22 protein-coding genes and 1 pseudogene are annotated in these 22311 nt (G+C 54.3%); 11 read left to right on the forward strand and 12 right to left on the reverse strand.

Annotation, left to right across the window (positions count from 1 at the left end; genetic code table 11):
* Positions 1–36 precede the first annotated feature (36 nt).
* Together menA and rraA are read left to right on the forward strand one after the other, a co-directional pair.
* Entirely contained in the window at positions 37–963 is a 927-nt protein-coding gene (gene menA / locus ACT9TW_RS04765) for a 1,4-dihydroxy-2-naphthoate polyprenyltransferase (protein WP_446492678.1), read from the forward strand.
* Between the two features lie 92 nt (positions 964–1055).
* Complete coding sequence (rraA, locus tag ACT9TW_RS04770; RefSeq protein WP_182062996.1) at positions 1056–1541, forward strand: ribonuclease E activity regulator RraA; 486 nt, start codon at positions 1056–1058, stop codon at positions 1539–1541.
* A gap of 481 nt (positions 1542–2022) precedes the next feature.
* Here the strand turns inward: rraA and zapB are convergent, their stop codons facing one another.
* The gene (zapB, locus tag ACT9TW_RS04775; RefSeq protein ID WP_014072349.1) at positions 2023–2262 is read right to left on the reverse strand and encodes a septal ring assembly protein ZapB; all 240 of its coding nucleotides are present in this window, start codon (positions 2260–2262) and stop codon (positions 2023–2025) included.
* A gap of 398 nt (positions 2263–2660) precedes the next feature.
* Between zapB and ACT9TW_RS04780 the strand changes: the two genes are divergently transcribed.
* From ACT9TW_RS04780 to fpr, 4 genes are all read left to right on the forward strand, one after another.
* Positions 2661–3506, forward strand: coding sequence for an MIP/aquaporin family protein (locus ACT9TW_RS04780; protein WP_182062997.1), 846 nt, complete (start codon positions 2661–2663; stop codon positions 3504–3506).
* Between the two features lie 21 nt (positions 3507–3527).
* Entirely contained in the window at positions 3528–5036 is a 1509-nt protein-coding gene (gene glpK / locus ACT9TW_RS04785) for a glycerol kinase GlpK (protein ID WP_182062998.1), read from the forward strand.
* A gap of 154 nt (positions 5037–5190) precedes the next feature.
* On the forward strand, positions 5191–6201 hold the full coding sequence (gene glpX, locus ACT9TW_RS04790) for a class II fructose-bisphosphatase (RefSeq protein ID WP_182062999.1): 1011 nt from the start codon (positions 5191–5193) through the stop codon (positions 6199–6201).
* Positions 6202–6297: 96 nt separating this feature from the next.
* Complete coding sequence (gene fpr, locus ACT9TW_RS04795) at positions 6298–7044, forward strand: ferredoxin--NADP(+) reductase (RefSeq protein WP_446491779.1); 747 nt, start codon at positions 6298–6300, stop codon at positions 7042–7044.
* Here fpr and ACT9TW_RS04800 read toward each other — a convergent pair whose 3' ends face one another.
* Positions 7045–7464, reverse strand: a complete 420-nt coding sequence (locus ACT9TW_RS04800) for a DUF805 domain-containing protein (RefSeq protein ID WP_182063001.1) — start codon at positions 7462–7464, stop codon at positions 7045–7047.
* Positions 7465–7616: 152 nt separating this feature from the next.
* On the opposite strand from ACT9TW_RS04800, the gene ACT9TW_RS04805 reads away from it, so the two are divergent.
* Both ACT9TW_RS04805 and tpiA read left to right on the forward strand, forming a co-directional pair.
* Positions 7617–8174 carry a DUF1454 family protein gene (locus tag ACT9TW_RS04805; protein WP_446492679.1) on the forward strand — a complete coding sequence of 186 codons (558 nt, stop codon included), beginning with the start codon at positions 7617–7619 and terminating at the stop codon, positions 8172–8174.
* Positions 8175–8285: 111 nt separating this feature from the next.
* On the forward strand, positions 8286–9053 hold the full coding sequence (gene tpiA, locus ACT9TW_RS04810) for a triose-phosphate isomerase (RefSeq protein ID WP_446491780.1): 768 nt from the start codon (positions 8286–8288) through the stop codon (positions 9051–9053).
* A gap of 80 nt (positions 9054–9133) precedes the next feature.
* Here tpiA and ACT9TW_RS04815 read toward each other — a convergent pair.
* The 6 genes and pseudogenes from ACT9TW_RS04815 to cpxP form a co-directional block, all read right to left on the reverse strand.
* Positions 9134–10438, reverse strand: a pseudogene (locus ACT9TW_RS04815) (SLC13 family permease).
* Between the two features lie 73 nt (positions 10439–10511).
* Complete coding sequence (locus tag ACT9TW_RS04820; RefSeq protein ID WP_446491781.1) at positions 10512–11255, reverse strand: CDP-diacylglycerol diphosphatase; 744 nt, start codon at positions 11253–11255, stop codon at positions 10512–10514.
* A gap of 111 nt (positions 11256–11366) precedes the next feature.
* A complete protein-coding gene (locus tag ACT9TW_RS04825) occupies positions 11367–12356 on the reverse strand; it encodes a sulfate ABC transporter substrate-binding protein (protein WP_446491782.1) in 990 nt (329 codons plus the stop codon).
* Positions 12357–12568: 212 nt separating this feature from the next.
* Positions 12569–13531 carry a 6-phosphofructokinase gene (gene pfkA / locus ACT9TW_RS04830; RefSeq protein ID WP_181621497.1) on the reverse strand — a complete coding sequence of 321 codons (963 nt, stop codon included), beginning with the start codon at positions 13529–13531 and terminating at the stop codon, positions 12569–12571.
* 174 nt (positions 13532–13705) lie between these two features.
* Positions 13706–14599: a CDF family cation-efflux transporter FieF gene (fieF, locus tag ACT9TW_RS04835; RefSeq protein ID WP_182063006.1), complete on the reverse strand. Its 894-nt coding sequence runs from the start codon at positions 14597–14599 to the stop codon at positions 13706–13708.
* Between the two features lie 153 nt (positions 14600–14752).
* On the reverse strand, positions 14753–15253 hold the full coding sequence (gene cpxP / locus ACT9TW_RS04840; RefSeq protein ID WP_182063007.1) for a cell-envelope stress modulator CpxP: 501 nt from the start codon (positions 15251–15253) through the stop codon (positions 14753–14755).
* Between the two features lie 150 nt (positions 15254–15403).
* Here cpxP and cpxR point away from each other — a divergent pair, with 150 nt between their 5' ends.
* Positions 15404–16102, forward strand: a complete 699-nt coding sequence (cpxR, locus tag ACT9TW_RS04845) for an envelope stress response regulator transcription factor CpxR (protein WP_006179159.1) — start codon at positions 15404–15406, stop codon at positions 16100–16102.
* Positions 16099–17472 (forward strand): envelope stress sensor histidine kinase CpxA, encoded by a 1374-nt coding sequence (gene cpxA, locus ACT9TW_RS04850; protein WP_014072363.1) that lies wholly within the window; start codon positions 16099–16101, stop codon positions 17470–17472. The genes cpxR and cpxA overlap by 4 nt, the downstream gene beginning before the upstream one ends.
* Positions 17473–17566: 94 nt before the next feature.
* On the opposite strand, the gene yiiM is transcribed toward cpxA, so the two are convergent.
* Complete coding sequence (gene yiiM, locus ACT9TW_RS04855; protein ID WP_182063008.1) at positions 17567–18241, reverse strand: 6-hydroxyaminopurine reductase; 675 nt, start codon at positions 18239–18241, stop codon at positions 17567–17569.
* A gap of 195 nt (positions 18242–18436) precedes the next feature.
* Positions 18437–19057 carry a superoxide dismutase [Mn] gene (gene sodA, locus ACT9TW_RS04860; RefSeq protein ID WP_182063009.1) on the reverse strand — a complete coding sequence of 207 codons (621 nt, stop codon included), beginning with the start codon at positions 19055–19057 and terminating at the stop codon, positions 18437–18439.
* A 290-nt stretch (positions 19058–19347) separates the two neighbouring features.
* On the opposite strand from sodA, the gene rhaT reads away from it, so the two are divergent.
* A complete protein-coding gene (gene rhaT / locus ACT9TW_RS04865; RefSeq protein ID WP_446491783.1) occupies positions 19348–20382 on the forward strand; it encodes an L-rhamnose/proton symporter RhaT in 1035 nt (344 codons plus the stop codon).
* On the opposite strand, the gene rhaR is transcribed toward rhaT, so the two are convergent.
* Positions 20383–21231, reverse strand: a complete 849-nt coding sequence (rhaR, locus tag ACT9TW_RS04870; protein ID WP_446491784.1) for an HTH-type transcriptional activator RhaR — start codon at positions 21229–21231, stop codon at positions 20383–20385.
* Between the two features lie 73 nt (positions 21232–21304).
* Positions 21305–22141 (reverse strand): HTH-type transcriptional activator RhaS, encoded by an 837-nt coding sequence (rhaS, locus tag ACT9TW_RS04875; protein WP_182063012.1) that lies wholly within the window; start codon positions 22139–22141, stop codon positions 21305–21307.
* Positions 22142–22311: the final 170 nt, after the last annotated feature.

Below are 22311 nucleotides of genomic sequence, written 5' to 3' on the forward strand. Positions count from 1 at the left end.
TTAATGGGGCTGAAAAGCCCCATTTTTATTGGCTAAATAACTATGACTGATATCAGCCGTACTCAGGCGTGGCTCGAAAGTCTGCGCCCTAAAACGCTTCCTCTGGCCTTTGCCGCGATTATCGTTGGTTCTGCCCTCGCATGGTGGCAAGGTTATTTCGACCCTCTGGTCGCCGGTCTGGCACTCGTCACCGCCGGGCTGCTGCAAATCCTCTCTAATCTCGCCAACGATTATGGTGATGCCGTAAAAGGCAGCGATAAACCCGATCGCATTGGGCCGCTGCGCGGGATGCAAAAGGGGGTTATCACCCAGGCACAGATGAAACGCGCGCTGATTATCACCGTGGTACTGATTTGTTTGTCCGGCCTGGCACTGGTGTCTGTCGCCTGTAAAACTACGGCTGATTTCATTGGTTTTATGGTGCTGGGTTTGCTCGCCATTATTGCCGCCATTACCTACACCGTCGGCACGCGCCCTTACGGTTATATTGGCCTGGGTGATATTTCCGTGCTGGTCTTCTTCGGCTGGCTGAGCGTAATGGGCAGTTGGTATTTACAGGCACATACGCTCATCCCTGCCCTGTTCCTGCCTGCTACGGCATGTGGCCTGCTGGCGACGGCGGTACTCAATATTAATAACCTGCGCGATATCAACAGCGACCGCGAAAACGGGAAAAACACGCTGGCGGTACGCCTGGGAACGGTTAATGCGCGTCGTTACCACGCCTGTCTGCTGATGGGCGCGCTGGTGTGTCTGGCGCTGTTTAACCTGATTTCACTGCACAGTTTGTGGGGCTGGCTGTTTATTCTGGCCGCGCCGCTGCTTGTAAAACAGGCGCGGTTTGTCCTGCGCGAACATGATCCAGCTGCAATGCCGCCCATGCTCGAACGAACGGTAAAAGGGGCATTACTGACTAACCTGTTGTTCGTAGTGGGTATTATTCTGAGTCAGGCGTTACGTTAACTGACAAATATCAATTAACAATTGATGATTTTGCCAACAATGCGTTTCGCGCGATATACTGAAAGCACTCGCAGCAACTGAACATTAAGCCTATGAAATACGATACTTCCGAGCTTTGCGACATCTACCAGGAAGATGTCAACGTCGTAGAACCCCTGTTTACCAACTTTGGTGGGCGGTCGTCGTTTGGCGGACAAATTATCACGGTGAAATGTTTCGAGGATAACGGGTTGCTGTACGATCTGCTCGAACAGAACGGTCGTGGCCGTATTTTGCTGGTCGATGGTGGTGGGTCTATGCGCCGTGCGTTGATTGATGCCGACCTTGCCCGCCTGGCCATGCAAAACGAGTGGGAAGGGATAGTGGTGTACGGCTCAGTGCGCCAGGTCGACGATCTGGAAGAGCTGGATATCGGTATTCAGGCCATCGCGGCCATCCCGGTGGGTGCTGCGGGTGAAGGTATAGGTGAAAGCGACGTTCGCGTTAATTTCGGCGGCGTAACCTTCTTCTCCGGCGACCATCTCTATGCCGATAACACCGGCATTATCCTTTCCGAAGACCCGCTGGATATCGAGTAATAAACGCGTTTCCCGCAGGAAGCGCGAAGCATAAAAAAACCGCCAACAGCAATGTGGCGGTTTTTTTGTCCCTCGGGATTCGCGGTCCGTTGGGAGGTCTTACAGACCCACACCAGGGACATTTATCATACCGCCCTATAAACGGCAGGCAACCCCTTCGAACCTTTATAAATTCCCAATTATGTTTGAAGACCTTAACTCCACGGCTGAAGCTATTTATGATGCTGCGTCCCTTTCCGCCATCTCGCAAATGGGCATCGGTCCTGGGAAAGGTGTATTCAACGCCGTAAAGCAGCCCGCACCAGGGCTTGTGTCCACCGACTTATCACCGGTGGTGAACGGTGGAGCGGTTAGTCACAGGGACCGCATAATGAAACGCTATATCTTTATCGCGTTCATTGTCGCCAGTAAGCAACGACCACAAAAAAGCCGGGTAGCGATGACGCCATACCCGGCCTGTTCAGTTCATTCCCGACTGGAATTAAACTTCTTCCATACGTCCCAGCAGCGCCTGTAAGCGATCCTGCCAGCCGTTCTGCTGTTCGCGCAGTTGGTTGTTTTCGCGCTCCAGTTCTTCACGGCCATGCTGAGCGGTCTGAACTTCTTGTGCCAGGCTGTTGTTCTTTTCTTTCAGCTCTTCAATTTCCATTTGCAGCAGCGTGATGGTGTCAATCGCCTGCTGTACTTTCGATTCCAGTTTCTCAAACACTTCTAAAGACATGATCCTACCTCTCCTGAATTGCAAGGCGACGCTTTAACGTAAACGCGCACAACATATATGCCGATTGTATGAAGCCCCGCCGCCCCTGTCCAGCGACATGCCGCGCAGATCGCGGTTTGCAACACTTTTCGGCCTCGTCCTGGTGCGTTCGCGTCATATACCCCTAAATTGTTAACTCTTTCGTTAATGAAATGATTCAGCTCTCATTTAGCCGTTGAGTTAAAAATGTGCTTTGTAGCGCGAAAACGCTCATTTTATTGACACAGACCACACATTTTGATTTCGATATTTCTCGTTTTTGCTCGTTAACGATAAATTAACACTATGTCTACAGGACATCGTGGCTGTCACGGGCGGCCATGCTAACAATAAACATCAATTTCTTCAGGATTCCGATTATGAGTCAGACATCAACCTTAAAAGGCCAGTGCATCGCCGAGTTCCTTGGTACCGGGTTGTTGATATTCTTCGGAGTGGGCTGTGTCGCTGCACTGAAAGTGGCGGGTGCCAGTTTTGGTCAGTGGGAAATCAGTATCATCTGGGGTCTGGGTGTGGCGATGGCCATTTACCTGACCGCAGGCGTTTCTGGTGCACATCTTAATCCGGCGGTGACCATCGCGTTGTGGTTGTTCGCGTGCTTCGATGGACGCAAAGTTGTCCCTTTCATCATTTCTCAATTTGCTGGCGCGTTTTGCGCAGCAGCATTAGTTTACGGGCTTTATTACAATCTTTTCATCGACTTCGAACAGACGCATCATATGGTGCGCGGCAGTGTCGAAAGTCTGGATCTGGCTGGCATCTTCTCAACTTATCCAAACCCGCATATCAATTTTGTGCAGGCGTTCGTGGTTGAAATGGTGATTACCGCTATCCTGATGGGCGTTATTCTGGCGCTGACCGACGATGGCAACGGCATTCCGCGTGGCCCACTGGCGCCGCTGTTGATTGGCCTGCTGATTGCCGTTATCGGCGCATCCATGGGTCCACTGACTGGCTTCGCCATGAACCCGGCGCGTGACATCGGGCCAAAAGCCTTTGCCTTTATCGCGGGCTGGGGCGACGTCGCTTTCACCGGTGGCAAAGATATCCCTTACTTCCTGGTTCCGCTGTTCGGGCCAATCGTGGGGGCGTCACTGGGTGCATTTGGCTATCGCAAATTAATTGGTCGCCACTTACCGTGCGACACCTGTGTGGAAGAGGAGAAGGAAACGACTTCTGCCGCACAACAAAAAGCTTCGCTGTAATCTGACTACGGGACTCAAACCATGACCGAAAAAAAATATATTGTTGCGCTCGACCAGGGCACTACCAGCTCCCGCGCTGTCGTAATGGATCATGACGCGAATATCGTCAGCGTGTCACAGCGCGAATTTGAGCAAATCTACCCTCGTCCAGGCTGGGTAGAGCACGACCCAATGGAAATCTGGGCTACGCAAAGCTCCACGCTGGTAGAAGTGCTGGCGAAAGCTGATATCAGTTCCGACGAAATTGCCGCTATCGGTATCACCAACCAGCGTGAAACCACCGTGGTGTGGGAGCGCGAAACCGGCAAGCCGATTTACAACGCGATCGTCTGGCAGTGTCGCCGTACCGCAGAAATCTGCGAACAGCTCAAGCGCGACGGTATGGAAGAGTACGTGCGTAGCGCAACCGGCCTGGTGGTTGACCCGTACTTCTCAGGGACCAAAGTAAAATGGATCCTCGACCACGTGGAAGGCTCACGTGAACGTGCGAAACGTGGCGAGCTTCTGTTTGGTACCGTTGATACCTGGCTTATCTGGAAGATGACCCAGGGGCGTGTCCACGTAACCGACTACACCAACGCCTCACGCACCATGCTGTTCAACATCAACACCCTGGAGTGGGATGACAAAATGCTGGACGCGCTGGACATCCCGCGCGCCATGCTGCCAGAAGTGCGTAAGTCTTCTGAAGTGTACGGTCAGACCAACATCGGCGGTAAAGGCGGCACGCGTATTCCTATCGCCGGTATCGCCGGTGACCAGCAGGCGGCGCTGTTCGGCCAGCTGTGCGTTAAGGAAGGGATGGCGAAGAACACCTACGGTACAGGTTGCTTCATGCTGATGAACACCGGCGAGAAAGCGGTGAAATCAGAAAACGGTCTGCTGACCACCATCGCCTGTGGCCCGCGCGGTGAAGTGAACTATGCGCTGGAAGGTGCGGTGTTCATGGCGGGTGCGTCAATCCAGTGGCTGCGTGACGAGATGAAGCTTATCAGCGATGCATTCGACTCCGAATACTTCGCGACCAAAGTGAAGGACACCAACGGCGTGTACGTGGTACCTGCCTTCACCGGCCTGGGTGCACCATACTGGGATCCGTATGCTCGCGGCGCGATTTTCGGCCTGACGCGTGGTGTGAACTCCAACCACATCATCCGCGCCACGCTGGAATCCATCGCCTACCAGACGCGTGATGTTCTTGAAGCGATGCAGGCTGACTCCGGCATTCGTCTGCACGCCTTGCGCGTAGACGGCGGCGCAGTTGCCAACAACTTCCTGATGCAGTTCCAGGCCGACATTCTGGGTACACGTGTAGAACGCCCGGAAGTCCGTGAAGTTACCGCACTGGGTGCGGCATACCTGGCGGGTCTGGCAGTGGGCTTCTGGCAGAACCTGGACGAACTTCAGGAAAAAGCGGTGATCGAACGCGAATTCCGTCCGGGGATCGAAACCACCGAGCGTAACGTCCGTTACAGCGGCTGGAAAAAAGCGGTGAAACGCGCCCTGGCGTGGGAAGAGCACGAAGAGTAATTCCCCTCACCCCGGCCCTCTCCCCAAAGGGGAGAGGGTGTTTTAAGTCCCCTCGCCCCTTTGGGGAGAGGGTTAGGGTGAGGGGAGTACAGACCGCACCTTACCCACTCTGTGATAAACTTCGTGCAATTCCTTTTGATTGCACGAGTACCTCATGAAACGTGAACTTGCTATCGAGTTTTCCCGCGTAACCGAAGCCGCCGCTCTGGCGGGCTATAAATGGCTGGGTCGTGGCGACAAAAATACCGCAGACGGTGCGGCTGTCCATGCCATGCGCATTGTGCTTAACCAGGTCAATATCGACGGCACCATTGTGATTGGTGAAGGCGAGATCGACGAAGCGCCGATGCTCTATATCGGTGAAAAAGTCGGGACCGGCAAAGGCGATGCCGTAGATATCGCAGTCGACCCTATCGAAGGCACTCGCATGACGGCCATGGGCCAGGCCAACGCGCTGGCGGTAATGGCGGTGGGTGATAAAGGCTGCTTCCTCAACGCGCCGGATATGTACATGGAAAAGCTGATTGTCGGCCCTGGCGCGAAAGGCGCTATCGACCTCAGCCTGCCGCTGGACGAGAACCTGCGTAATATCGCTGCCGCTCTGGGTAAACCGCTCAGCGAGCTCACCGTCACCATTCTGGCGAAACCGCGCCACGACGCCACCATTGCGCAGATGCAAAAGCTTGGCGTGCGCGTGTTCGCCATCCCGGACGGCGACGTTGCCGCCTCTATTCTGACCTGTATGCCGGACAGCGAAGTGGATGTGCTTTACGGCATCGGCGGCGCGCCAGAAGGCGTGGTGTCTGCTGCGGTGATCCGCGCGCTGGATGGCGATATGCAGGCCCGACTGCTGCCGCGTCATGATGTCAAAGGCGACAACGCAGAGAACCGTCGTATTGGCGAAGAAGAGCTGGCTCGTTGTGAAGCCATGGGCATAGAAGCCAATAAAATCCTGGCGCTGGATGAAATGGCCCGCAGCGATAACGTGGTCTTCTCCGCAACCGGGATCACCAAAGGCGACCTGCTGGACGGCATCACCCGTAAGGGGAATATGGCTACCACCGAAACGCTGCTCATCCGGGGCAAATCGCGCACCATTCGCCGTATTCAGTCCATTCACTATCTCGATCGCAAAGACCCAGACGTGCAGACCCACATTCTGTAAAACCGTTTGATCGATAGAGCTTTCCGGCCCGAACGGGCTGGAAATTTTCACGACAAGTACGGAAGATAGAAGAGAGAAACAGCACAGGAGAAGATCATGGCGGACTGGGTAACAGGTAAAGTCACAAAGATACAATTCTGGACCGATGCGCTATTTAGTCTCACCGTCCATGCCCCTATCCACCCGTTTACGGCCGGACAATTTGCAAAGCTGGGGCTGGATGTCGATGGCGAACGCGTGCAGCGCGCTTACTCTTACGTCAACGCGCCAGATAACCCGGATCTTGAGTTCTATCTTGTCACCGTCCCGGACGGCAAACTCAGCCCACGCCTTGCTGCGCTGAAACCCGGCGATGATGTACAGATTGTGAGCGAAGCGGCGGGTTTCTTCGTGCTGGACGAAATCCCGGAGTGCGACACCCTCTGGATGCTGGCTACCGGCACGGCGATTGGCCCCTATCTTTCTATCCTGCAATACGGCAAAGATCTGGAGCGCTTTAAAAATATCGTGCTGGTTCATGCCGCGCGTTATGCCGCTGATTTAAGTTATCTGCCGCAGATGCAAGAGCTGGAACAGCAGTATGGCGGGAAGCTGAAAATTCAGACCGTGGTCAGCCGCGAAACCGCAGCAGGCTCGCTCACCGGGCGTGTTCCGGCGTTGATTGAAAGTGGCGCACTGGAAAATGCGGTTGGTTTGCCGATGAACACTGAAACCAGCCATGTGATGTTGTGTGGTAACCCACAGATGGTCCGGGATACACAACAGCTTCTGAAGGACACCCGGCAGATGACGAAACATCTTCGCCGTCGGCCGGGCCATATGACTGCCGAACACTACTGGTGATTAGCGGTACTTCACCTCAAGGGTATCTTTCCCGTACTTGTTCTCGCTCTGGGTGCCGATAAACGCGCCCAGATCGACAAACATCATGACAAAGATAATGGATGGCAACAGCCGCCCCACAACCCAGGGGAGGATTGACGGCAGTATTGCCCAGTTACCGGCCACCAGCATCCACGCCAGAATAATCAGAAATGCCCATGCGCCGGAGCGACCGCGATCGTGCAGGCGTTTTACCACCACGGCCGCCGTTGGCCACAGCAAACAGACCAGGGCAAATGCCGCGGTTTGCGTGCTCAGCCATGCATTGTAGGCAACGAAAAACAGAAGCAGCATGGCAACGACCCACGTCACCATCCAGATCCAGAAATCACGGCGTCCAATACGCCCTTTGAATGAAAACAGCCACTGCTGTATGGTCATGTAAGGTTCCTTCATTATTATATAGTGCGCATTTTACCCTGGAGTTGTGACCTTTTGACAAGCCGACCAGATATCGTTTTAATCATGAGCAATTACGGCCAGGGGCAATATTGATGAAAATTTGGGCTTACTCCCTTTTATTGTGTTTAGCCATGCCAGGCGCCAGCCTCTCTCTGCGCGCCGCCGAAACCACTGCTCCTGCCACTGCGCCGTACCTTCTGGCGGGAGCACCGTCGTTCGACCAGTCAATTAGCGCGTTTCGCGAAACCTTCAACCATAACAACCCAACGCTGCCACTGGATGAGTTCCGCGCGATTGATAGCGCTCGCGATACGCCGACGCTGACGCGCGCCGCCAGTAAGATTAACGAAAATCTGTATGCTTCAACTGCACTTGAACGCGGTACGTTAAAAATCAAAAGTATGCAGATAACCTGGCTGCCAATTCAGGGACCAGAACAAAAAGCGGCAAAGGCCAAAGCGCTGGAGTACATGAGCGCCATCCTGCAGGCCTTTACCCCTGCGCTGACCAAAGCGCAAAGCCAGCAAAAGCTGCAAAAGCTGCTGACTGCCGGTAAAAACAAGCGCTATTACGCCGATACGGAAGGCGCCATTCGCTATGTTGTCGCAGATAACGGCGAAAAGGGACTGACCTTCGCTGTTGAACCGATTAAGCTGACACTATCTGACTCACTCGGAGGGGCGAATTAATGACAAAAAGCAAAGCCTTTCGAGGGAAAATCTCTATACTGATTCACAGACCATGCTGCCCGTCAGGGTGGCCATATTCCTTAATTCGCTTATTTAGCGTGGAGAATTGAAATGCGACATCCTTTAGTGATGGGTAACTGGAAACTGAACGGCAGCCGCCACATGGTAAACGAACTGGTTGCTAACCTGCGTAAAGAGCTGGCTGGCGTAACTGGTTGCGCGGTTGCTATCGCTCCGCCTGATATGTACCTGGATCTGGCTAAACACGCGGCTGACGGCAGCCACATCATTCTGGGTGCACAGAACGTTGACGTTAACCTGTCTGGCGCATTCACCGGTGAAACCTCCGCTGAAATGCTGAAAGATATCGGCGCGAAATACATCATCATCGGTCACTCAGAGCGTCGTACTTACCACAAAGAATCCGACGAGTTCATCGCGAAGAAATTCGCTGTGCTGAAAGAGCAGGGTCTGATCCCGGTTCTTTGCATCGGTGAAACCGAAGCAGAAAACGAAGCTGGCAAAACTGAAGAAGTGTGCGCACGTCAGATCGACGCAGTGCTGAAAACTCAGGGTGCGGCAGCATTCGAAGGCGTGGTCATTGCTTACGAGCCAGTCTGGGCTATCGGTACCGGCAAATCAGCAACCCCTGCGCAGGCTCAGGCTGTTCACAAATTCATTCGTGACCACATCGCTAAAGCAGACGCGAAAGTGGCTGAACAAGTCATCATCCAGTACGGCGGTTCCGTAAACGCGGCTAACGCTGCTGAGCTGTTCACCCAGCCAGACATCGATGGCGCGTTGGTTGGCGGCGCATCCCTGAAAGCTGACGCTTTCGCGGTGATCGTTAAAGCAGCAGAAGCGGCTAAACAGGCGTAATGCTGTTGTGGCGGGTGGCGCTTCGCTAACCCGCCCTACGGTTCTGTAGGCCCGGTAAGCGTCAGCGCCACCGGGCTTTTTTACAGCTGTCCCAGTAGGTTAAACCACAGATAATCCAGCGGTAGCAGCACCAGATACGTTGCAATCGCCAGCGCCAGACAAAGCAGCATCCCCGCCCTTGCAGGCACCTTCCCTAGTCCCATAGCCACCACAATCGGCGATGCCTGATACGGCAGCAGAGGCGTGGAATAGCCCAGCACCTGAATCATAATCACCGACAGCAGCGGGAAGCCGGTCGCGTCGGCAAAACTCTGCGCCAGCGTGGTATACAGCGCCGGTACGCCGTTGGCGGTCATAATGAAGTTGAGCGCCGTGGTGATCCCCGTCAACGCCAGGAAACTGGTAAAGGGTTTATCTGCGTTCAGCGGCATGACACGCAGCAAGGCTTCGCCAACGGCAGTGCCAATCCCGGTCTGCGTCACGACAATCGCCAGCCCAAGAATGCCCGCCACATAAATACAGGTACGCATGTTCACACCTGTCGAAAACTCTTCCCCGGTGATAAAACCAACACGCGGCAGCAGCACAATGACCGATGCCGCCAGCCCCGTCCAGGCAGGGCCAATACCGTGCCAGCTCTCGGTAACCCACATGACCAGCACCACTGCCAGCAGCCAGGCGAGGCGCTTTTAATCCCGCCCCATCGGTTCAGACGGTGCCATATCCCGCGCGGGTTTTGGACTCCCCGGGAATAACCAACAGATAAGGGCAATCAGAATTAACCCTTTCAGAATGCCGAGCACCGGCGTATGCAGCAGCAGATACGGCACATAGTTCAGATGAATACCGTATGAGCCTTCGGCCGCACCGCTCATCACCAGGTTCGGCACGTTAGCAGGCAGGATAGTGGCCGAGAGCTGGAAGGTGCCAAACCCGACGGCCAGCGCCAGGCCAAACCATGCGCGAGAGCCGTCGGCGATGCCGGCGCGTTTTGCCATCGCCGCAACAATCGGCATCAGCAGCGCGATACGCCCCATGTTTGACGGCATGACAAACGCCAGCGCGTAGCTCAGCAGCACTACGCTTGCCACCATCAGCACCCAGGAATCGGTCAGCCTGGTTGAAAGCGCCCGGGCGGCCCTGTCTGCCAGACCGGTTTTACGGATCGCAACGCCGAGCACAAACCCGCTGAATACCAGCCAGAACGCCGACGAGGCAAAGCCGCCGAAGATCACCTCCGGCGGGGCAATTTTGGCGGTCATCGCCGCCGTGAAAAACAACAGCGCGGTGATAAATTCCGGCAGCAGCGACGTCGCCCACAGCACGATGGTGACGCCAACAATCAATGAGGGAAGAAGCAGAGGGTGAGATAACCAGAGCGACATGCCTGTCTCCTGTAGATTTTTTCAGCAAGTCTACGGCGACAGGCATGGCGAGTAAACGCTATTTATGGTGGGGTCAATTCAGGATAGCGCATTGATGATCCTGTAGTTCTTCGGCCGATGCGCGGTTAAGGGCGAGCAGATTGCGCTCGGTCGCCAGCAGAACGAACGAGCCATCGGACTGCTGGGCCATCGCCAGTGCGAAGCGCCCCATATGGTCGCGCGCCTCTGGCAGCTCTTCTGCCAGCATCATAAATGGGCTGCGCAGAACCAGTTCGTTTTCCGTCACTCTGCGGGCAAGATATTCATGCCCTTCCAGCCCGCCGGGGAACGGCAGCCACTGGGTGCCAATTTGCCCCTGATTCGCATTGAGCTTTTCACGCACGTCAGCACGCAGGCAGGAAATATGGATATGAAAATGGTTCTGCGTGCGCCCGGTTGGGGAGTTGATGGTCAGCGAGATCGCGCTATCAGGCACGTCGGCGCCACGTCTGAGCGTCATAAAGCTACGCGACTGCCACGCCAGCCAGAAGAAATTCGGCGTGTGAGGCTCAGTTAACAGCGGGCTTTCCGTGCCGTTAATGCGGTACGTCGGCATCAGCAGATATTGCAGCGGCCCGTTGCGATCTTTAAACACCACGTACCCCGCATCCGGCTTCACCTGTGCACAGGGCGCCGGGTTTCGGTGTTGTATCTGGTTGGGCACACACTGATCGAGAACGATATGGCGTAAGGCGTTCGGGTTACCGGACTTCATCCAGAACCAGCCACCCGCGGCAAGCGCGAGGATAATTAGCACCAACAGAATGATTTTTTTCACAACGCGTTCCCTGTATCCAACTGAAGTGAAAGAGTAACGCAAAATGATGACCAAATAAAAAACCCGGTGGATTTCTCACACCGGGTCACCGTGTCGTTCTTTGCGAAACGCTTAGCGTTTGCTGATCTGGTCGAAAGTACCGCCGTTAGAGAAATGCTCTTTCTGCGCTTTCGTCCAGCCACCGAACTCGTCATCAATGGTGAAGAGCTTCAGTTTCGGGAATTCGTTTTCGTATTTCTTCGCAACAGCCGGGTCACGTGGACGATAGTAGTTTTTCGCCGCAATTTCCTGGCCTTCTGGCGAGTAGAGATACTTCAGGTAGGCTTCAGCCACTGCTTTGGTATCTTTCTTCTCAACCACTTTGTCGACCACAGAAACGGTCGGCTCCGCGAGGATAGATTCGCTTGGGGTCACGATCTCGAATTTGTCTTTACCCAGTTCGTTGGTGGCCAGCAGGGCTTCGTTTTCCCATGCGATCAGCACATCTCCAATACCGCGCTCAACGAAGGTGTTAGTTGCGCCACGTGCGCCGGAATCCAGCACTTCGACGTTTTTAAACAGCGCTTTCACAAACTCCTGAGCTTTTGCCTGGTCGCCGTTGTTGTGGTGCAGGGCATAACCCCAGGCTGCAAGGTAGTTCCAGCGGGCGCCGCCAGAGCTTTTCGGGTTCGGGGTAATGACAGAAACACCCGGTTTAATCAGGTCGTTCCAGTCATGAATTTGTTTCGGGTTGCCTTTACGCACCAGGAAAACGATGGTCGAGGTATATGGCGCGGAGTTGTCCGGCAGGCGTTTGATCCAGTTTTTATCAATACGGCCACGTTCTGCGATCGCGTCAACGTCATAGGCCAGCGCCAGAGTGACCACATCGGATTCAATACCGTTGATCACCGAGGTTGCCTGTTTGCCGGAGCCGCCGTGAGACTGGCGCACCACGACGTTGTCGCCGGTTTCCTGTTTCCAGTGCGCCGCGAATGCTTTGTTGTACTGCTCGTACAGTTCACGCGTCGGGTCGTATGACACGTTCAGTAACTGGATGTCCTTTGCCAGAATGCTGGTCGATGCCAGCAATAATGTTAAACCCACGCCCCATTTATTCATCGCCCAGCTCTCTTGTGTAGTGTTTTGATGAATGCAGCGTGCCAGAAAGACATCCAATGATTAAAGAATAAAAAAAGATTGGCTATAACGTAGAGGAATAAAAAGGAGAGTTGTGCGGACAAAAAAGCCGGGTGGCGGCTACGCCTTACCCGGCCTACGTGACTGCGAATGTAGGCCCGGTAAGCGCAGCGCCACCGGGCAAAAAACGCTAATCAGTACAGTTTTTTGGCGCAGTCTAACCAGTCACCTTTGAACGGACGCTTCATGTTCTCAATGGCATCGATGATGTCATGGTGAACCAGTTTTTCGTTCTGAATACCGACGCAACGGCCACCAAAGCCCTGCAACAGCAGATCGATGGCATAAGCACCCATACGGGATGCCAGGATACGGTCGTACGGGCCAGGGGAACCGCCACGCTGAATGTGACCCAGTACGGTGGCACGGGTTTCACGTTTGGTTTCGGTTTCGATGTATTTCGCCAGCTCGTCAACGTCACAAATGTGCTCGGTGATGGCGACGATTGCGTGTTTCTTACCTTTCGCGATCCCGGCTTTGATTTCGTTAACCAGGTCTTCGCGGCTGAATTCAACTTCAGGAACCACCACGAACTCACAACCACCGGCGATAGCCGCAGCGAGAGTCAGGTCACCGCAGTAACGGCCCATCACTTCAACGATGGAGATACGCTGGTGGGAAGAAGAGGTGTCACGCAGACGGTCAATCGCTTCAACAACCGTACCCAGCGCGGTGAAGTAACCGATGGTGTAGTCAGTGCCTTTGATGTCGTTGTCGATAGTGCCTGGCAGACCGATGCACGGGAAGCCCATTTCAGTCAGACGTTTTGCACCCATATATGAGCCGTCACCACCGATAACAACCAGTGCGTCCAGGCCGCGTTTTTTCATGTTCTCGATAGCCACTTCACGAACGTGTTCGTCACGGAATTCCGGGAAGCGAGCGGAACCGAGGAAAGTACCGCCACGGTTAATCATGTCTGACACGCTGTAGCGATCGAGCTGAACCATACGGTCTTCATACAGACCCAGATAACCGTCATAGACACCAAAAACTTCCAGACCTTCCGTCAGCGCTGCACGGACAACCCCACGAATTGCCGCGTTCATGCCCGGCGCATCACCGCCGCTTGTCAACACACCGATTTTCTTAATCATGACTACCTCTGAACTTAGGAATGCAAAATTGAAATCTGTTGCCGGAAGAAATTGTTCGACCAACGAATACTGCAAATAGTATATCAATCACTTCCAGCTGAATTGATTCAGGTCAGACCAAATGGCGGTAATTTATACACAAAATGCTGGCCTGGCTCACTTTTTTACAACGAATTACGAAAGCTCAAAATGTCCGGGTACAACCGAGCAGGGATCCTGATGAATGATGACGTCTGAACCAGGAAAACGCTGCAAAATTGCCTGCTCGACCTGCTCAGCTATGACGTGAGCCTGAACCAGCGGCAAGTTGTCTTCCATTTCCAAATGAATCTGAATAAAGCGGGTCGGCCCTGACTGCCGCGTACGAAGATCGTGTGCACCGCTGACGCCAGGCCAGGAGGTCACGATAGTAAAAATTTCATCACGTTCTGCATCGGGAAGTGCGCGATCAAGCAGTGATTGCACCGCTTCGTACCCCATCCGCAAGGCGCTATATAAAATATAGGTCCCAATCCCTAACGCGAATAATGCATCGGCACGATGCCAGCCATACCAGGCAAGACCGAGTGCAATAAGAATAGCGCCATTCATCATAACATCAGACTGATAATGAAGCATATCTGCCCGTACTGCCTGACTTTGCGTTTTGCGAACCACCCAACGCTGGAATGTAACAAGAACCAATGTACAAATCAGCGCAATTACCGTGACGACCACACCCACACCCGGATCATTCATTGGCGTGGGTGAAACCAGATGCTGAATGCCGGTCAAAAACAGAAACAGCGCAGATCCTGAAATAAACATACTTTGCGCCAGCGCGGCCAGTGATTCGGCCTTACCGTGCCCAAAGGTATGTTCTTCATCTGCCGGTTGCAGCGAATAGCGCACCACCAGCAGGTTCGTAAGCGACGCGGCAATATCCACAAGTGAGTCCACCAGCGACGCCAGAATACTGACCGACTCGGTGTACCACCACGCGAAAATCTTGATTAACAGCAAACACGACGCCATAACTGTCGCCGCAATCGCCGCACGGCTAACCAGCCGTCCATAGGATTGATTCATAAACACTCCTGTCATGCCATGCCGCTAGTATAACGGATGCTTAAGGAGTCAAAGGATGAATAAACGGTTAACAACGATGATTGAAGGGCAAAAAAAACCCCCACATCATGTGGGGGAAGACAGGGATGGTGTCTATGGCAAGGAAAACAGGGTTTACTGGTTACTACGGGTATTGCTACTGAAAAGCGTCATTTCTGAGCTTCGTTGCATCCGTGCAACCTCACGCAACTGGTCCATTCGTTGCTGATGTTTCTCGTTCAAAACCGCTTGCTGCTCGGGCGATAGCAGGTGGAACATCTGGTTGCGAACCCTGGCCATCTCGACCTGGCGGGCAACCTGTATCTGTGCCATTTTTTCTGCCTGAGCGCGTACAGCGCTTTCGTCAAAATTTTCTGCGGTGACAAGGCTATGCATTGTCTCCATTTCGCTAACATTAACAGGGGGCTGGTCTTGTCGTGCCCTCTGCATCAGATCTCGCATCTGTTGACGCTGATGTTCGGTTAAACTTATGCCGTCAAACATATGGCTTTGGCCGCTGTGCTGCGCTTCACTCTCTCCTGAGAGCCCGTTGTCGCCGATGATTGCTACGGCAGCCTGGCTAAACGCACTGAACGCCAGCGTTGAGGCCATGACGGCAGCGGTAACTTTGCGCATCACTTGCTCCCAAAATCTTTCGTGTCGCGATTCAACGAGAGACAGTCTACGATTCAGGCTGCAAACATGCGTCAGGGGGTGTAAAACAACGTAAAGTCATGGATTAGAGAGCCTTGATGTCGTAATTTCTGCCTCGGAGGTATTTAAACAATGAATAAAATCCTGTTAGTTGATGATGACCGAGAGCTCACATCCCTTTTAAAGGAGTTGCTCGACATGGAAGGTTTCAACGTTCTGGTTGCCCATGATGGCGAGCAGGCGCTGAGTCTCCTTGACGACAGCATCGATTTACTTTTGCTCGACGTCATGATGCCGAAGAAAAACGGCATTGATACGTTGAAAGAGCTTCGCCAGACACACCAGACCCCCGTGATTATGCTGACCGCACGCGGCAGCGAACTTGACCGTGTACTCGGCCTTGAGCTGGGCGCGGATGACTATTTACCGAAGCCGTTCAACGACCGTGAACTGGTTGCCCGTATTCGCGCTATCCTGCGTCGTTCTCACTGGAGCGAACAGCAGCAGAATACTGACAACAGCTCGCCAACGCTGGAAGTGGATTCCCTGAGCCTGAATCCAGGCCGCCAGGAAGCCAGCTTCGACGGCCAGACACTGGAACTGACCGGCACCGAGTTCACCCTGCTGTATCTGCTTGCGCAGCATCTTGGCCAGGTGGTATCGCGTGAACATTTAAGCCAGGAAGTGCTCGGCAAGCGCCTGACGCCGTTTGACCGTGCTATCGATATGCATATCTCTAACCTGCGTCGTAAACTGCCGGAACGGAAAGACGGTCACCCATGGTTTAAAACCCTGCGTGGTCGCGGTTATCTGATGGTTTCCGCTTCATGATAGGTAGCTTAACCGCCCGCATCTTCGCCATATTCTGGCTGACGCTGGCACTGGTTTTAATGCTCGTATTGATGTTGCCAAAACTCGACTCACGCCAGATGACGGAGCTTCTCGACAGTGAGCAACGTCAGGGCGTGATGATCGAGCAGCACGTAGAAGCCGAGCTGGCAAACGATCCGCCGAACGATTTAATGTGGTGGCGCAGGCTGTTTCGCGCTATCGACAAATGGGCGCCCCCCGGACAACGTCTGTTGCTGGTCACCAGCGAAGGCCGCGTCATTGGGGCCGATCGCAATGAAATGCAGATTATCCGCAACTTCATCGGCCAGGCGGATAACGCCGATCATCCTCAGAAGAAAAAATATGGTCGGGTAGAAATGGTTGGCCCCTTCTCCGTGAGAGATGGGGAAGATAACTACCAGCTCTATCTGATTCGCCCTGCGAGCAACTCCCAGTCCGACTTTATCAACCTGTTGTTTGACCGACCGCTGCTGCTGCTGATTGTCACGATGCTGGTCAGTTCACCGCTGCTGCTCTGGCTGGCGTGGAGCCTGGCAAAACCAGCGCGTAAGCTGAAAAATGCCGCCGACGAAGTGGCGCAGGGCAACCTGAGACAGCACCCTGAGCTGGAATCCGGGCCGCAGGAGTTCCTTGCCGCAGGCGCCAGTTTTAACCAGATGGTGAGTGCGCTGGAGCGCATGATGACAGCGCAGCAACGGCTGCTTTCGGATATCTCGCACGAGCTGCGCACACCGCTCACGCGACTCCAGCTTGGCACCGCGCTGCTGCGTCGCCGCAGCGGCGAGAGCAAAGAGCTGGAGCGTATCGAAACCGAAGCGCATCGTCTGGACAGCATGATCAACGACCTGCTGGTGATGTCACGCAATCAGCAGAAAAACGCGTTGGTCAGCGAAACAGTGAAAGCCAATCATCTGTGGCACGAAGTGTTAGACAATGCCGCATTCGAAGCAGAGCAGATGGGCAAATCCTTTACCGTCAACTTCCCGCCGGGGCCATGGCCGCTGTACGGTAACCCCAACACGCTGGAAAGCGCGCTGGAGAATATCGTGCGTAACGCCCTGCGCTACTCGCATACGAAGATTGAGGTGGCGTTCTCGGTGGATAAAGACGGGATCACCGTCATTGTCGACGACGACGGTCCAGGCGTAAGCCCGGAAGACCGCGAGCAGATTTTCCGTCCGTTCTACCGTACCGACGAGGCGCGTGACCGTGAATCTGGCGGTACGGGTCTGGGTCTGGCGATTGTTGAAACCGCCATGCAGCAGCACCGTGGCTGGGTGAAAGCCGACGACAGCCCGCTGGGTGGGCTGCGGTTAACACTGTGGTTGCCGCTGTATAAGCGTTCGTAACCCCCCTCACCCTAACCCTCTCCCCATAGGGGAGAGGGGACGGCTCGGTGCGGTCTTTTCTCCCCTATGGGGAGAGGGCCGGGGTGAGGGGCTGTTATTTCCCCCACAATCTCCGCGAATTATCCTCGATCTCACCGCTAATGCGGCGCTTCTGCATCGTTCTTGTCCAGCTGGTCGATAACCCCGCCGCCGACAGCAGGCGATGATACTGTTCATCGTCAAACGGCATATGCCAGGCAATCGCACAGGCGTCGTACACCGAGACATCGCTCAGGCGTGACGCCAGCTCCAGCGGCGCGTCCGCAGAAACCTGCCCTGCCAGTACCACGCGGTACAGCCAGCCGGTTTTGCCCGCCGTTTGCAGACGGGCCGACATATCACTGATACCGAAATGATAATTAAGTTTGAAGCACGGCGAGCGCGGTTGCGTCACCTGAATCAGGGCATCTCCCCAACGGAAAATATCACCGATAAAGACGTTATTCTCGGTCAACCCTTCGGTCGAGAGGTTCTCGCCAAACGCCGGCGCCACAAACAGGTCTGCCTGTTCAGGGAATGCGGTGATCCAGTGCTGATAGTGTTCGCGCGGGTAGTGGCACAGCGCGCGCTCAGGCCCACCGTGGATTTTCTTTTCGGCCTGCTCGTCGCCCGCCAGCCCGACATCGGTTAACGTCAGTTCTCCGTCAACCTGTACTTTGGCGATGGCGCTCGGGCGGCTGCCATCGTAATCCCTTACCTTGCCTGTAAATACATTCACCGGGTAGTGCATCCTGGCTCCTTTATATGCCCTAAATAATTCGAGTTGCAGGAAGGCGGCAAGGGAGTGAATCCCCAGGAGCTTACTCAAGTAAGTGACTGGGGTGAGCGAGCGCAGCCAACGCACCTGCAACGTGAAGTATGACGGGTATACAGATACAAAAAAAGCGAGTCATAAGACTCGCTTCTCACAGGCGTCAATGCAACCTTATTTTTTAGCGGCGAAACGCGCTGCTGCTTCGTCCCAGTTAACCACATCCCAGAATGCTTTGATGTAGTCAGGGCGACGGTTCTGGAATTTCAGGTAGTAAGCGTGTTCCCACACGTCCAGGCCCACGATTGGGAAGCCGGATGCGCCAGAAATTGCTTCACCCATCAGCGGGGAGTCCTGGTTTGCGGTAGAGACAACAGCCAGTTTGTCGCCTTTCAGTACCAGCCACGCCCAGCCTGAGCCGAAACGGGTAGCAGCAGCTTTTTCAAACTCAGCTTTGAAGTTGTCTACAGAGCCGAAATCACGCTCGATAGCCGCTTTCAGGTCGCCCTGCAGGGTAGTGCCGGTTTTCAGGCCTTTCCAGAACAGGCTGTGGTTAGCGTGACCACCTGCGTTGTTACGCAGAACGGTTTTCTTGTCAGCTGGCAGCTGGTCAAGTTTGGTGATCAGCTCTTCAGCAGACAGGTTTGCGAATTCTGGCAGGCTTTCCAGCGCTGCGTTCGCGTTGTTCACATAAGCCTGGTGATGTTTAGTGTGATGGATTTCCATCGTCTGCTTGTCGAAATGCGGTTCCAGTGCGTCGTAGGCATACGGCAGGGATGGCAGTGTGTAACTCATAATCCTCTCCATTAGTGTCGGGCGGCACAGCTGTTAATGCCGCGTAAGCAGTTGGTTCATTATAGTTAATTAAATGATATTGAAAATGATTATCAATGCCGTAGTTTTTATAAGGTTATTCGTCTTTCGCATCAATCACGAAATTGTGAGTCTGCTCACGCGGTTAACGCGTTAATTGCCATTTAAAACCAAATTGCGGCAACCTTCTGAAGGTTCCCAATCCGCCTAATTTTTACACTCATCAAGTCGGCGGGAAGCCTCCGACATATAAAAACGATGAGGATGTAAAAATGAATCATGCGATTACGATGGGTATTTTCTGGCATCTGATAGGCGCAGCCAGTGCGGCCTGTTTCTATGCCCCGTTTAAAAAGGTTAAACACTGGTCGTGGGAAACCATGTGGTCCGTTGGGGGTACCGTCTCGTGGCTTATCCTGCCCTGGACCATTAGCGCCATGTTGTTGCCCGATTTCTGGGCTTACTACTCTTCTTTTAACGCCTCCACGCTGCTGCCGGTGTTTCTGTTCGGTGCAATGTGGGGTATCGGTAACATCAACTATGGCCTGACCATGCGCTACCTCGGCATGTCGATGGGCATTGGTATTGCCATCGGTATTACGTTGATTGTCGGTACGCTGATGACGCCGATCCTCAACGGCAACTTCGATGTGCTGATCCACACTCAGGGCGGGCAGATGACGCTGCTTGGCGTGCTGGTTGCGGTGATTGGCGTGGCTATCGTGACCCGCGCAGGCCAACTCAAAGAGCGCAAAATGGGCATTAAGGCCGAAGACTTCAACCTGAAGAAAGGTCTGGTGCTGGCGGTGATGTGCGGCATTTTTTCGGCCGGTATGTCCTTTGCGATGAACGCCGCCAAACCGATGCATGAAGCCGCTGCCGCGTTGGGCGTAGACCCGCTGTACGTTGCGCTGCCAAGCTACGTGGTGATTATGGGCGGCGGCGCGCTGGTGAACCTGGGCTTCTGCTTCATTCGTCTGGCAAAAGTGAAGGACTTGTCGGTAAAAGCAGACTTCTCTCTGGCAAAACCGTTGATCATCACCAACGTGCTGCTCTCTGCTCTCGGCGGCCTGATGTGGTATTTGCAGTTCTTCTTCTACGCCTGGGGTCACGCCAGTATTCCGGCGCAGTATGACTACATGAGCTGGATGCTGCACATGAGCTTCTACGTGCTGTGCGGCGGGTTAGTGGGTTTGATCCTGAAGGAGTGGAACAATGCCGGGCGTCGTCCGGTGGGCGTACTGAGCCTGGGCTGCGTGGTGATTATTATCGCCGCCAACATCGTTGGCCTCGGCATGGCGAACTGATTACGCCGCCTTTCGACTGCGATGACGCCACTGAACCGGCGTCATCGCCACCTCGCGGTTAAACACCACCGAAAAGTAGTTACTGTCCTCAAAGCCACAGCGCATCGCCACTTCACTGACCATCAGCTCCGTATGCTGTAGCAGATACTGAGCATGACAGATGCGCAGCTGGCGCAGATAGTGGTTCACCGTCATTCCCGTCTGAGTACGAAACTGCTGGCGCAGCGCGCGCTCGCTGCACTGCTCCTGTTCGCAAAACTTCTCCAGCACGAAGCTCTTGTTCAGGCTGCCCGCAAGAGTGGTAATGAGCTTGTCCAGCAGCGCTTCCTGTTCACTCGCGGAGGGGTTATCGGTGGCGTAGCGATAGCGTTTGAGCGTCATGACCAGCTGTGCGAAAAGCAGTTCCGCCATCTGGTTGGCAAGCGGGTCGGCCTTCTGGCTCTCCTGTTCAAGCAGGGAAATCACCTGGCGCACCTGGGTCATGCCGTTGCTGCTTAAACGCCAGTGCGGCGTGCTGCTGGCATCGTTAAACCCCGGGATATGCGCGGCCCAGTCGACGTTGAGCTTGAGTCTGTCCGGGCAATAAATCACGTTCTGCAACACCAGATCGTTTACCGAGGCGTAGGAGTGTTTGTCTTCGGCGCGGATATAAAACAGGTCACCGCGAGTAATACGGTAAGGCCGGTCGTTGAGAACGTGTAAGCCGTTTCCCCGCCACACCAGCACCAGCTCACAAAACTCATGCGTGTGTTCGGCAAAAACATTTTGTGGATAGCGATCGGCCACCGCAACGGACTGGCCGGCGGAGGCAAAGAAATCATTTTTGCGAAGGATTAACTGAGCAGCCACACCACAACCTCAACGGCGAATAACCTGACATTATTAGCTTTTTTGCGGCAAGAAAACGGTGACTGCCCTCGCGTTACTGGAGTGATGCGTCCTTACCCTGGCGAATATCGCGCGGCGACCAGTTAAATTCCCGGCGAAACAAGGTCGAAAAATGGTTACTGTCGCCGAAACCGCAACGATAGGCGATATCCGTAACGCTTTCGTCAGTATGGCGCAGCAGGTGGCGCGCTTTGATCAGGCGCAGGCGGTTGAGGTAGCGCTGCGGCGTGAGTCCGGTGTGATGTTTGAGTTGACGATGCAGGGTGCGTAGCGATAACGAGAAATCATCCGCCAGCGTTTCCCAGCGGATATCCTCGGCAAAGTGGTCTTCCAGCCAGGCCATCAGTTGATTCAGCCGCGCGTCGTTATTCTCCAGCCCTTCCACCAGGCTACTGCGGCGCAGCAGTACCAGTAACTGCATAAACAGCAGCTCGCGGGTGGCGATGACATGCGTCTCGTGCCCGTCTTCACTCTTTTCCATCTGATTAACCAGCAGGCGCACCTGTTGCAGCGTGGCCTGATTCACCCGCCAGTGCGACGGATAATGCCCGTCCTTCTCCTGCGGCAGCAGCTGGTTAAGCCCCGAAAGAAACTGAAACGCATCCGGTGACCGGTAAAGCACATTGGTCAGACACAGGTTGTCCGTATGTTCATACAAATGTCTGTCGTGGTCACGCACAAAGCACACCGTACCGCCGCTGATAGTGTACGGCTGGCCATTAAACACGTGGATCCCCGTACCGTGTTCAACAATCACAATTTCATGGAAATCATGATAATGCTCCGGAAATGCAGCCTGTGGGAGCCGTGGTTCAATCGCAACAGGCGAACCTCCCGAAGGAAAAAAATCCACACTGTGTAGTACGGTCATAGCAGCCCCCACCGATGAGAAATGTTCTCAAAATAGTAATTAAGGCTCTTCAGACTCACCTTAAATTTTCGGCAGCAAACCTCGCAAAAGCTGTCCGTTTTTCAAGAAACAGATGGAAAGATCAGGAAATGCGGCAAGCGTCACATTGCCTGCAAAGCCCGCCATTACTG

The organism is Enterobacter sp. C4G1 (assembly GCF_052886895.1).

What these genes read in the sequence shown, in the direction of transcription:
- rraA (WP_182062996.1), top strand. Translation starts at nt 1,056, where the DNA reads ATGAAATACGATACTTCCGAGCTTTGCGACATCTACCAGGAAGATGTC.
- zapB (WP_014072349.1), bottom strand. Translation starts at nt 2,262, where the DNA reads ATGTCTTTAGAAGTGTTTGAGAAACTGGAATCGAAAGTACAGCAGGCG.
- ACT9TW_RS04780 (WP_182062997.1), top strand. Translation starts at nt 2,661, where the DNA reads ATGAGTCAGACATCAACCTTAAAAGGCCAGTGCATCGCCGAGTTCCTT.
- glpK (WP_182062998.1), top strand. Translation starts at nt 3,528, where the DNA reads ATGACCGAAAAAAAATATATTGTTGCGCTCGACCAGGGCACTACCAGC.
- glpX (WP_182062999.1), top strand. Translation starts at nt 5,191, where the DNA reads ATGAAACGTGAACTTGCTATCGAGTTTTCCCGCGTAACCGAAGCCGCC.
- fpr (WP_446491779.1), top strand. Translation starts at nt 6,298, where the DNA reads ATGGCGGACTGGGTAACAGGTAAAGTCACAAAGATACAATTCTGGACC.
- ACT9TW_RS04800 (WP_182063001.1), bottom strand. Translation starts at nt 7,464, where the DNA reads ATGACCATACAGCAGTGGCTGTTTTCATTCAAAGGGCGTATTGGACGC.
- ACT9TW_RS04805 (WP_446492679.1), top strand. Translation starts at nt 7,617, where the DNA reads ATGCCAGGCGCCAGCCTCTCTCTGCGCGCCGCCGAAACCACTGCTCCT.
- tpiA (WP_446491780.1), top strand. Translation starts at nt 8,286, where the DNA reads ATGCGACATCCTTTAGTGATGGGTAACTGGAAACTGAACGGCAGCCGC.
- ACT9TW_RS04825 (WP_446491782.1), bottom strand. Translation starts at nt 12,356, where the DNA reads ATGAATAAATGGGGCGTGGGTTTAACATTATTGCTGGCATCGACCAGC.
- pfkA (WP_181621497.1), bottom strand. Translation starts at nt 13,531, where the DNA reads ATGATTAAGAAAATCGGTGTGTTGACAAGCGGCGGTGATGCGCCGGGC.
- fieF (WP_182063006.1), bottom strand. Translation starts at nt 14,599, where the DNA reads ATGAATCAATCCTATGGACGGCTGGTTAGCCGTGCGGCGATTGCGGCG.
- cpxP (WP_182063007.1), bottom strand. Translation starts at nt 15,253, where the DNA reads ATGCGCAAAGTTACCGCTGCCGTCATGGCCTCAACGCTGGCGTTCAGT.
- cpxR (WP_006179159.1), top strand. Translation starts at nt 15,404, where the DNA reads ATGAATAAAATCCTGTTAGTTGATGATGACCGAGAGCTCACATCCCTT.
- cpxA (WP_014072363.1), top strand. Translation starts at nt 16,099, where the DNA reads ATGATAGGTAGCTTAACCGCCCGCATCTTCGCCATATTCTGGCTGACG.
- yiiM (WP_182063008.1), bottom strand. Translation starts at nt 18,241, where the DNA reads ATGCACTACCCGGTGAATGTATTTACAGGCAAGGTAAGGGATTACGAT.
- sodA (WP_182063009.1), bottom strand. Translation starts at nt 19,057, where the DNA reads ATGAGTTACACACTGCCATCCCTGCCGTATGCCTACGACGCACTGGAA.
- rhaT (WP_446491783.1), top strand. Translation starts at nt 19,348, where the DNA reads ATGAATCATGCGATTACGATGGGTATTTTCTGGCATCTGATAGGCGCA.
- rhaS (WP_182063012.1), bottom strand. Translation starts at nt 22,141, where the DNA reads ATGACCGTACTACACAGTGTGGATTTTTTTCCTTCGGGAGGTTCGCCT.